The sequence below is a fragment of the Euryarchaeota archaeon genome (assembly GCA_016207515.1).
GTDB lineage: Archaea > Thermoplasmatota > SW-10-69-26 > JACQPN01 > JACQPN01 > JACQPN01.
The window spans coordinates 174,106-184,499 of the sequence record JACQPN010000015.1; the positions used below are offsets into that span (position 1 = coordinate 174,106).

Consider the following 10,394-nt stretch of genomic DNA (forward strand, 5'->3'; position numbering starts at 1 on the left):
CGCCGACTTCGGGGCGTGGACCTCGGCGCCGCGTCGCTCATCTTCGTGGCGAGTTACCTCCTGATGACGGTTCCCCGTTGGCCGCGTATCGGCGTGCGAGTGGACAGGCACCTCGTCGCGATCGTCGGCGGTCTGGCGATGGTGGCATCCGGCGTCCTTACGCCCGCCATGGCGGTGGCCGCTGTGGACGTCGACGTCCTCGTCCTGCTTTTCGGCATGATGGCGCTCGTCGCCGGCCTCGAGGTCGCCGGTTTCTTCCACGTCGTTGCCGCGAGGCTCGCTTCGAAGGCGACTAGCCAGGAGGCGCTGCTGATGTACACGTGCTTCGTGACGGCGGCCCTCTCGGCGCTCGTCCTCAACGACGCCGTGGCCCTGCTTTTGACGCCCGTCCTTATCACGGCATGCCGTCGTATGGGCGTGGCGGCGATGCCGTATCTAGCGGCGGAGGTCATCTCGGCGAACGTCGGGAGTGTGGCGACCGAGGTGGGAAACCCGCAGAACGCATTCATCGCCGCCAGGAGCGGGATCTCGTTCTTCGATTTCAGTCTCCGGCTCGTGCCCGTTGCAGTCGTATGTCTCGTCATCGCCTTCCTCATGCTACGGTGGGCATTTCGAAGGGACTTGGCGGCGAAGCCGAGACCGGCGGGCACGACGGACCACGGATCGAACCCGCCGGTTGACCGGCGGTTGTTGGCGTTCGCCGTCGGCACGGCGGCGCTCACCGTCCTGGGTTTTCTCGCATCCCCCTGGCTTCGCCTGCCCCTGCATCTCGTCGCACTCGCCGGGGGGAGCGTCATCGTCTTGGGGATCGCCGCCTTTCGAGGATCCCCTCTGCGCGTCTTACGCCAGGTAGACTACCACGTGCTCGTCTTCTTCGTCGGCCTCTTCCTCATCATCCAAGGCGCCTCCGTCGGGGGCCTACTCGACGCTATCGGCCCGTATCTTGCTCTTCCCGGCGGCTTCGCGTCGTACGGCCTCGCGCTTTGGAGCGCGATACTTTCCAACGTGGTGAGCAACGTCCCCGCCGTGATCCTTCTAGTTCCATCGGCCGCGGCCGAAGGGACCCCTTCCGCTTGGTTGGTCCTTGCCGCGACATCGACTTTGGCCGGGAACGCTACGATCCTTGGCGCCGCGGCCAACGTCATCGTGGCCGAGACCGCGCGCGCATTCGGCGAGGAGTTCTCGGTCTGGCGCTTCATCCGGGTCGGCTTCCCGATCGCCATCGTGACGGTCATCGTGGCGGTCTTGATGCTCCAGGCAATGGGCTAGAAAAGCGGCGCAAGCCGACGAACCGCGTGGACCGACGGCATCGCGCATTCCCGGGCACAAAGCTACGTGGATACCGTGACTTCCCGGGGGTGGACGAGACGCGAAAAATCGGAAAGGGCCCCCTGTCATCCCGTGGGCGGCTCCGCGCGCGGGAGACTTGCGAGTTCCGTGGCAATGGTCTGGCTTATGGCGACGAAGCAAAGAAGCGCGATGAAATGGGCCAACGTGTCGATCGCATTGAGGTCGAGCGCGTTCGTGATGGTGAGTATCCCTTGTGCCCCGGCCATCACCATGAAAGCCCCGGCGAGGCGGTTTGCGTGGACCTCATCGCCGGTCTGTAGCCAGCGCTTGGAGGCGGCGGAGGCGACGAAGAGCGAGAGGGCCAGGATGAGAAGCCCAGCGTTGAAGGCATCGATCCTGAACTGGAGGCTCACCGCGAAGGAAAGGACGGCCCCGAGGGAACTGACTAGAAAACCGATGGGGAAGAGCCTCGCTGGCTTGGCTTCGTCTTCCCGAAACAGCGGAGCCGCGGCGAGGGCCACCCCGAGGGCGAACATGATGCGCCCGATGGTGAAGAGGTTGACACCGAATTGGGTGATGTTCGTGATCGTGAGAAACGCGTAGGACGCGGCCCCAAGTCCAAGGCTCAAGGGCAGGAGCCGCCGTGTCGCCATCGCGTCGAAATGCCGTAAACACCTTATCAACTTGGCGCGCCCCCGCACGCGCAGGCAAGCGCCTCGTCCTCAGGCCTTGTGCAGCTTCACGCCGGAGAGCGAAAAGTGCGCAAGAAGGCTCTCAAGTTGGATGCGTTCGTTCGAGCCCTCGACCATCCTGAACTCGATCTCGCCGATCCGGTCTATGAGGCGCACCTTGATCTCGTCGGCAAGCGGCAGGTCGAAGACCGACCTGTGGATCTGCCGGATCACGTCCTCGCCCGAGAGACCATAGGTGATGAGGAGGTCGTCGAGCCGCGTCCGGGCGCTCGTGAAGTTCCCCCCCAAAGCATCTGTCATCATGGCCTTCACGTCCTCGGGCCGCGCGGTCGCAGACGTCTGGTAGACCGTGTCCTCGGTGACGCCCTTGCCAAGGGACGCCGCCGCCTGGAGGGTGTTTATCGCCTTTCTCATGTCGCCGCCGCTCACGTAGATCAAGGCGTCAAGGCCGTCCTTGGTCACGTCGGCTTTCTCGTCGCGGGCGACCCGCCGGATGACCTTTGTGACGTCCTCCTTCTTGAGAGGCCGGAACCGGAAGACGGCGCAGCGGGACTGGATCGGGTCGATGATGCGGCTTGAGTAGTTGCAGGACAGGACGAAACGGCACGTGGCGGCGAAGCGCTCCATCGTCCGGCGTAGCGCCGCCTGCGCCTCCGACGTGAGGTTGTCCGCCTCGTCGAGGAAGATTATCTTGAACTGGGCGTTCCCGATGGGAGCCGTCCGCGCGAATTCCTTGATCTTGCCCCGGACGACCTCTATCCCGCGCTCGTCCGACGCGTTCAGTTCCTGGAAGTTCTGGCGCCACGATTCCCCGTAAAGCTCCCTTGCGAGCGCGATGGCGCAAGTCGTCTTCCCGGTCCCCGCCGGACCCGCGAAAAGCAGGTGGGGGAGGTTGCCGGTCTTCACGTACGAGGAGAGGCGCGAAGTGATGTCTTCCTGCCCGGCGACGTCCTTCAAGCCTGACGGGCGATACTTTTCAACCCAGATCTCTTCCAACGGGCTCCTCCGCGTGAAATGATGCATGCCGGTTAAGAGGGTTTCGCGTGCCCCGCCGGGGCGTCCCGGGGACGCCAGGGCGAAATGGGCAAGCCTAAATCTCACCACCCCACTTCCCACATCCATGGTCACGGGCCCGGAGATCGTGGAGATGCTTGCGTTCTACCGCGGTTACGAGGCGGAACTCCGGACCCTCGCGATCTACACGGTGGCCATCGCCGCCTACGCGCTCGTCGTATACGGGTTCTACCAGTACATCTCGCGGCGGAACATCCTCGGCACGCACGACTCCCCCAAGGCCCCGGGTCTCGGCGCGGCCTTCGTGAGGCTCCTCCGGTACATTTTCCTTTTCCCGCTCTTCTCCTTCGGCTATTTCCTGGTCCTTTCGGCCGCGCTGTTCTTCCTCGCCAAGAGCCAGGACGTGCCCCAACTTCTCCTCATTTCGATGACCGTGGTCGCGGGAGTGCGCGCGTCCGCCTACATCAGCGAGAACGCCGCGGTGGACCTCGCCAAGACGATCCCTCTTGGACTTCTCGCAGTGCTCCTCATAGACCCCGGCTACGCTTCCCTGGACGTGACGCTTGCACGTTTCAACGAGGTGACGGGACAATTGGACCTCGTCCTTCGCTACTTCATAGCGGTGGTGCTTCTTGAATTCGGCCTCAAGCTCTTCTACACGATCGCCAAGCACATCAACCCGATGAGGGAACCGCAAGTGGACGACTCATCGTTGGGCGCGGACGTCGAATCCGACCCGTAGGGCGAGCCACGGGTCCACGTTCTCACCGCGCGCCCCTCGAGGGTCGTCGCGACTCGCCCAAAGCACCGGACGCTTCAAGGAAAGCCTGCTGCACAACGGATTGACCCGACCGGCATGCGCCCGGACGTCACCTTGGCCTGAGGTGGCCCCATTTCTCCATGGCGCTTGCGAGTTCCCGATTGCGTTTCGAAGCACTCGCAAGGCTTTCTCCGTCAAGCCCCGCATCTATCGCCTGCCGAAGCGCCATCGCCCCGGCACGTGCCCCCTGCGGGTGGCCCAAGACGCCTCCGCCGACCTGGATCACGACATCGGGGCCGAAGGTCTTCATGATCTCCGGGACGAGTCCCGGGTGAAGCCCGCCGGAGGCGACGGGAAACGCCGGCCTGACACCGGCCCAATCCTGGGCCAGTAGGAACCCCTTCGGTCGCACCCGTTTTTCGCGTAACGTCGCGACCGCCGCCTCGACCTCTTCGCGCGGACTTTCAAGTTTCCCGATTATTGTCCCCGTGTGCAGCTGGTCGACGCCGACGAGGCGCATGAACTTCGCAAGGGCGGCCATTGTCATCCCATGGCGCAGGTTCTTCGTGAACATCGCATGCATCGCCCGGTGGGCGTGGAGCGCGAGGCCGAGCCTCTCGCATTCGTCCCTTAACGTCATGAGGGCCGCGGGGCCCACGGTGACGACATCCACCATCGCGTATTCCCACCCTAGCCTCGATAGCACCCTTGCCCGCCGGATCATCTCGTTGGTCTCGGCGGTCACGTTGATGAGGGCGCTTTTCACGTCGCCCGTCTCGCGTTCGGCGCGTGCCTTCGCCTTGGTTAGCAGTTCCACCCGCTTTTGGAAGCGGTTGAATGATTGGTCCGTGAGGTTCTCGTCGTCCTTGATGAGGTCGACGCCGCCGAGCCACAATTCCCGTCCTATCGCCGCGTGTTCGACCGCCGAATAGCCTAATTTTGGTTTCGGGACGGTGGCTGTGATCGGCCGATCTTTGTTCTTGAGGACCCTCCGGAGGCCTCGTATCCCGAATTGTGGACCGTGAAAATCGCGCAAGTACCAGGCGGGAAGCGTCACGTCGAGCAAACGCAGGTTCTTGACCGCCTTCATCCCGAAGATGTTTCCCGCGATCCCGGAGAGAAGTTGGGGGAGGTTTCCAGGTTCCCACAGGCCGCGCGGATAGGCGACGAGCGCGCGTGTGTCGTCGAAATCGAACGCGCGGGCCTTGAGTACTCCCAAGCGCGGCGGAAGCCTCGAAAGCGTCGTCCACGTTCCCACCGAGCTTTCTGATGCAATGCGCCCGACCGCTTCCGCGGCGGAGATCGAGCGCCCGGCATCGAACCGGAAATGCACCACTATGTCGTCGCGGGCGGGGCGATAGCCTGTGTCGATGAATTCGTGGTACCAATCCTTCGCGGGCAAGGCACGGTGCTCCTTCTACCAGGCAGGCGTGCCGCGTAAATCAAGGTAGCGGCAGAGAGACGGCGTGACCAGGTCGTAGAACGCCCTAGCGGCCATCATCCCGTTTTCCACTTTGGTTCCCGCTTCTCGGCGAAGGCCCGCCTCGCTTCCTTGTTGTCCTCCGAATCGCGAAGCGGGTCGGCCAGAGCCTGTTCGAGCCTGAGTCCCTCATCGAGTGTCTTGCCGAAGCCTTGGAGCACCGCCTCGCGGGCCGCCCGGACCGCGGCCGGTGAACGGCTGGCGATCGTGTCGGCAAGGGCAAGCGCGCCCGGCATGAGAGCCCGCCGAGGCACCACGCGGCTAACGAGGCCAATCTCAAATGCGCGTTTCGCGTCAATCGCGTCTCCCGATAGGATCATTTCGAGGGCGACACCTACGTTCACGGTGCGGGGAAGGCGTTGGGTGCCTCCCTGTCCCGGGATTATCCCCCACTTGGTCTCCGGGAACGCGAATGTCGCGTTCTCCGCGGCCAACCGGATGTCGCATGCCAAGGCCAACTCCAATCCGCCCCCGAGGCAATGACCATTGATGGCGGCGATCACGGGTTTGCCGACGTCGAGGTTACGGGTTATCCCGCCGAGGCCCGGTTCGCGGTTCCAGACTTCGACGCGGTCCTTGGCCGGCACCCTCGAATACCATTCGCCCATCCTCTTGAGGTCGGCTCCGGCGCAGAACGCCTTGTCGCCTGCGCCCGTGAGGACGGCACATCGCAGCGAGGGATCGTCGCGGTACTTCTTCCACGCCGCGACGAGCAGGTCGTTCGTTTCCGGGTCGATGGCGTTCATCGATTCGGACCGGTTCAACGTGATGAGCGCCACGTGTCCCTTCGCCTCGAAATCGACGGCCATCGGGCGGGAATCGCGCGCCCGGTAGATGAAATCGACCGGCGTTGGTTCCCAAAGGGCGGTCTCGAAGAGCATCCGACCTTCCCGGCGTGGACACCTTCATGCCAAGGAGGGCACGATACATACGTGACATGGCGAACGTGAGGGTATTCGATTCGATGACGCCGCCGGGTGAGCGAGTCGAGCCGCTGGGTAAGGCGGTCGAGATGTGGCGCGCAGGAGGGGCCGGGAAACTGACGTGCACTGCGTGCGCCCGCTACTGCACCCTCTCCGAGGGCCAGACCGGGTTGTGCGGCGTGAGGCAAGTGGTCGATGGCAAGCTCCGCCTCAACGTCTACGGGCGGGTGATCACGGGTCGCGTGGACCCAATCGAGAAGAAACCGGTCCAACACTACATGCCCGGGACGCGTATTTTCAGCGTCGCGACGACGGGCTGCAATTGGCTCTGCCAATTCTGCCAGAACTTCGAGATAAGTCAACGGCGGATGGTGGCGGGGGAGGAGTTGGGCCCGAAGGAGGTCGTCGACATGGCGATCGAGAGTCGCTCCCACGGCATCGCATACACATACAACCAGCCGAGCATCTTCATGGAGTTCGCTCGCGACATCGGGCTTGAGGGGCGTAGACGCGGCCTGTTCAACATCTTCGTCTCCAACGGTTACGACACCCCAGAGGGCGTCAATGAGATGAAGAAGTTCCTCGACTGCATCACGGTCGATTTCAAGGGGAACGGCGAGGCGGGATTCGTCCGCAAGTACATCGGTGTCCCTTCGCCAGAACCCATTTTCGAGACACTCCATCGACTCCGGAGCGAGACGAAGATACACGTCGAGATTACCGACCTTGTCGTCCCCGAAGTAGGTGACGACCTTGACGCTTGTCGCGATCTTTGCAAGCGCGTGTACGATGAATTCGGCGAGTTGATGCCGATCCATTTCCTGCGGTGGCACCCCGATCACAAGATGATGGACCTGCCGCTCACGCCGATCAAAACCCTTGAAAAGCACTACGTGGTCGCGAAGGACGTCGGCCTGAAGTACGTGTACATCGGCAACACGCACGGCCACCCGCTCGAAGACACGTACTGTCATGGGTGCGGGAAGGTGGTGATCGACAGGTTCGGGTTCGAGATCCGGTCCTGGCAACTCGACACTCGTGGTCGGGACAATTCCTGCAGACACTGCGGCACGAAGGTGCCCATCGTAGGGCGGCTCGATCCGGCATTCGAGGAGGAACGGTTCTTCGGGGTCGTCTGACCTCCACTGCAGGGTTTCGCCCCATTCGAGGCGTATTCCGTTGAAATCCTGAAATATCGAGCCGCGTCTTTTGGCCCGTGGGCCGCTATACGATCCGCCGGGCGACGCTGAAGGACCTTGAAACACTCGTCGCACAGCGTCGCGGCATGTTCCACGACATGGGCGATTACTCGAAGCGCGAACTCGACGAGGCCGACCCCGTCTATCGCCGGTGGGCCGCGTCCCGGATGAAGCGCGGGAAATTGGTCGCATTCATCGCGGAGACGGCCGATGGGGCGGCGGTGGGAGGCGGCTGCGTTTGGCTGCAGGAACGCCAGCCTCGTCCGGGATGGCCGGGCGGGACTATTCCCTACCTTCTCTCGATGTACACCGAACCCGACCACCGCCGCAAAGCGTTGGCCTCTCGCATCGTGAAAGGAGCGATCACGTGGTGCAAGGAGAACGGGTACCGACGCTTGACGCTCCACGCCTCGAAACAGGGCCGCGGCGTCTACGCGGGCCTAGGGTTCGTCGACGGGTCCGAGATGAGGCTGGAGTGGGGACGGAAGAAGCGCCCACGCAAAGTCTCGAAGCGACGCCGAAAACGATAAGGGATCAAGGCAACCCCGAGGCCCACTTGGCGCTTTCGCTCAATAAGCGGAGTGGGTCCGTCCGTACTTACGGATGACGCCCTGCGGCCGTCATCTGGAGTACGTCCGGGCCCACGCTCCGCTAGGGCTATTCATGGGTCTGTCCGTATTCTGCGCGGATTCGCTCCGCTCATCCGCTGGAATCCGAACTTCCCCCCCATCCTCGCCTTGGCTGCGCTCAGGCATCGGAGTGGGTCTGTCCGAACTTGCCGCGATTCTAAGGAGGAAGATGCGACGACGGACCCCCCTATTGAGGGGGGAGTGAAGCAAGGGAATTAGAGCACGAAGCCCGTTTTTTGGGTGGGGCCATAAGCGGCCCCCTCAATTTTTCCCAATGGTCATGTTGTGGGGACCAAGTCAGTCCAAAAGCCCAACGGCCTCGACGGGAGGGGATTTCGAGTGAATCCCCGGTGACGACTGCCGTGAATATTCTACGTCTTGTGCCACTTGGCTTCGTTGCCATGACGTGTCTTTAGTGTATCCAAAAACTCGTGTCGTTCAACGTCATCGAGGTCAATGAAATGCCACAGTTGAAGCATGCCAGTTGCGGCATCGCAAGGCGCTGCGAAGAGAATCTGGAGATAGTCCGTCATGTCTAGTTTGTGGTCTGCCGAATGGGTGGACCGATGATGCTCGATCAATCTTTCGGCCAGGAAAAGGACCGACGCCGCCGTGAAGTCCTGCCATCCGGCTTGCGGTTCGTTCCCACATTCGAACGCGTATTCTGTGTGCCATTCCTTTCCGTCGGCAGACGACTTCAAGCGGAAAACACGGTATGTTCCTTTTGGCATCGTCCAGCAAGCGACAGCGTTGCTTAATTTGTTTGCCCTCAGGTTAACGTCAAGGAGGGCCGAAGGACGTGCATTCGGGGTTCGTGCACCACGGTGCGAAGGGCAGAGTTCCTTGGTAACTGTCACCACCCGGCCCGATGGTCAAGAACGGCAACGAGAGCGTGGGTCCCGCCGTAGAATTCCACCAGTTGTAGCCAGCGGTGCTCATATCGGGCGGGCCTAGCGGCCCCCTCAAACCTACGGGCGGCGAAACAAGCCGGAGACCGGCGCAATTCCCAGCGAACGTATTTCCTGTAACGTTGATTACAGCTATCCCGATGGATGGCCGAGCGAGCGTTAAAGCGAAGCTGCATCCGTTCCCCGATTCGTAGCCATTCCTCACGAAACGGTTGGCGACCACGGTGACATCTCGGACCGCACCCACAACAGACCCGGCGTACCCGCCCTCGACCATGTTTCCCCTTAGCGCAACGAGGCAGGGATAGTTTACGCCATCCACATCATCAAACGCCCGCAACGACCCCCCCACGATACTGTTCTCGATTAGGAAAGTGGCGGAATCGTTTTCGTTTTGACAGCCGCGGGTCTGGAATTGCACGACATCAACGCTGCCTATGGTGGAATTATCGATGTGGACACCCGCGGCGCAACGCGAAAATGCGCCGCCCAGGTCGATGTGGGATGCCACGAACGAAGCGTTGTCAAACTCCACGTACCCTAGGGAGGAGTTCCTGACAAGGACACTGGCAGCGTCCACATAGAGGGCGGGGACCCCCGATGAGGCTATGCCCAGCAATGGTACGTCTTCGGTCGAGTTGGAGACGACAATTCCTCGGTTGCCGAGCGAAATATTCGAAATGGTGAAATGTCTGGAGACGTTCGTGATGGTCAAGGCGCCAGATCCAAATGTCTGGTCCCCAAGCGGAGTGGTACATCGTCCAGCCAGCTGCTTCGGGGTGAAGGCAACATTCGACATGTCCCACCCATCGATTTCGTATGGTGCCCCAAGAGACCCGTCGGCGGTGTCGCAATTTGTGACGCCCGTATCAACCCAGCCGCCGGCACCGTCAGGAATGCAGAACCCGCTGTCCCCTTCGATAAGTATTGGGCCACGTTGCGGGAGTACGGAAGCGGCGGTGGGAGTCCATCCAACGAGGGATAAGCTGACGACTAGAACCGCACCGACCGCCCGTGAGAGTCTGGGACCATGCAAGCGCTGGAGTCTCCCGAGCTTCTTCGAGAGTCTATCGCTTAAATAAGGTTTCCTTGTCACGATAGTTCCCATTGACGCGTTGGCCGCCGCGCTCCAGTTCCGTCAAGGGTGGCTTCCTTCTGTCCGCTCATGCGAAAATCTCCCCAGATACCCGTTTGGCAACTAAACGTCTCATATCGCGCCTACGTGCGTCTGGCGTCATTCCCGCACGACCGTGCCGACCTGACGTAGGCCGTCGAACCTCGGCGGAAGCGAAATCGAAGCGGGACCGATTCGTCGGGGGACGGGACCTTGACCCATTTCCTGGCGCCAGAGCGTCTCTTGTAAGCGCCGGCCCAAAAGTGCCCAGAATCGCCATTTGAAAAGTGCCCAGTCCCATATTACGTTTTCCTGTCACCCGGCGCGCCGGGAATCATGATTCCGGCCCGCCTCTTCTGCTTCAATCGGTAGCTGTCTCCCTTGA

10 protein-coding genes are annotated in these 10,394 nt (G+C 62.0%); 4 read left to right on the top strand and 6 right to left on the bottom strand.

Features of this window, described 5'->3' with window-relative positions; all coding sequences use genetic code 11:
• The first annotated feature begins 15 nt into the window (after positions 1 to 15).
• On the top strand, positions 16 to 1,269 hold the full coding sequence (locus HY556_07125) for a hypothetical protein (protein MBI4393551.1): 1,254 nt from the start codon (positions 16 to 18) through the stop codon (positions 1,267 to 1,269).
• 125 nt (positions 1,270 to 1,394) lie between these two features.
• On the opposite strand, the gene HY556_07130 is transcribed toward HY556_07125, so the two are convergent.
• Both HY556_07130 and HY556_07135 read right to left on the bottom strand, forming a co-directional pair.
• A complete protein-coding gene (locus HY556_07130) occupies positions 1,395 to 1,943 on the bottom strand; it encodes a hypothetical protein (GenBank protein MBI4393552.1) in 549 nt (182 codons plus the stop codon).
• Between the two features lie 69 nt (positions 1,944 to 2,012).
• Positions 2,013 to 2,978, bottom strand: coding sequence for a replication factor C small subunit (locus HY556_07135; GenBank protein MBI4393553.1), 966 nt, complete (start codon positions 2,976 to 2,978; stop codon positions 2,013 to 2,015).
• 124 nt (positions 2,979 to 3,102) lie between these two features.
• Here HY556_07135 and HY556_07140 point away from each other — a divergent pair, with 124 nt between their 5' ends.
• A complete protein-coding gene (locus tag HY556_07140; GenBank protein MBI4393554.1) occupies positions 3,103 to 3,738 on the top strand; it encodes a hypothetical protein in 636 nt (211 codons plus the stop codon).
• Between the two features lie 127 nt (positions 3,739 to 3,865).
• Here the strand turns inward: HY556_07140 and rbcL are convergent, their stop codons facing one another.
• Together rbcL and HY556_07150 are read right to left on the bottom strand one after the other, a co-directional pair.
• Entirely contained in the window at positions 3,866 to 5,158 is a 1,293-nt protein-coding gene (gene rbcL / locus HY556_07145; protein ID MBI4393555.1) for a type III ribulose-bisphosphate carboxylase, read from the bottom strand.
• A gap of 95 nt (positions 5,159 to 5,253) precedes the next feature.
• Positions 5,254 to 6,045 (bottom strand): enoyl-CoA hydratase/isomerase family protein, encoded by a 792-nt coding sequence (locus HY556_07150; GenBank protein MBI4393556.1) that lies wholly within the window; start codon positions 6,043 to 6,045, stop codon positions 5,254 to 5,256.
• Positions 6,046 to 6,248: 203 nt separating this feature from the next.
• Here HY556_07150 and amrS point away from each other — a divergent pair, with 203 nt between their 5' ends.
• Both amrS and HY556_07160 read left to right on the top strand, forming a co-directional pair.
• Positions 6,249 to 7,298, top strand: coding sequence for an AmmeMemoRadiSam system radical SAM enzyme (amrS, locus tag HY556_07155; GenBank protein ID MBI4393557.1), 1,050 nt, complete (start codon positions 6,249 to 6,251; stop codon positions 7,296 to 7,298).
• 77 nt (positions 7,299 to 7,375) lie between these two features.
• Entirely contained in the window at positions 7,376 to 7,888 is a 513-nt protein-coding gene (locus HY556_07160) for a GNAT family N-acetyltransferase (GenBank protein MBI4393558.1), read from the top strand.
• 470 nt (positions 7,889 to 8,358) lie between these two features.
• Here HY556_07160 and HY556_07165 read toward each other — a convergent pair whose 3' ends face one another.
• Both HY556_07165 and HY556_07170 read right to left on the bottom strand, forming a co-directional pair.
• Positions 8,359 to 8,718, bottom strand: a complete 360-nt coding sequence (locus HY556_07165; protein MBI4393559.1) for a hypothetical protein — start codon at positions 8,716 to 8,718, stop codon at positions 8,359 to 8,361.
• 49 nt (positions 8,719 to 8,767) lie between these two features.
• On the bottom strand, positions 8,768 to 9,610 hold the full coding sequence (locus HY556_07170) for a hypothetical protein (protein ID MBI4393560.1): 843 nt from the start codon (positions 9,608 to 9,610) through the stop codon (positions 8,768 to 8,770).
• Positions 9,611 to 10,394: the final 784 nt, after the last annotated feature.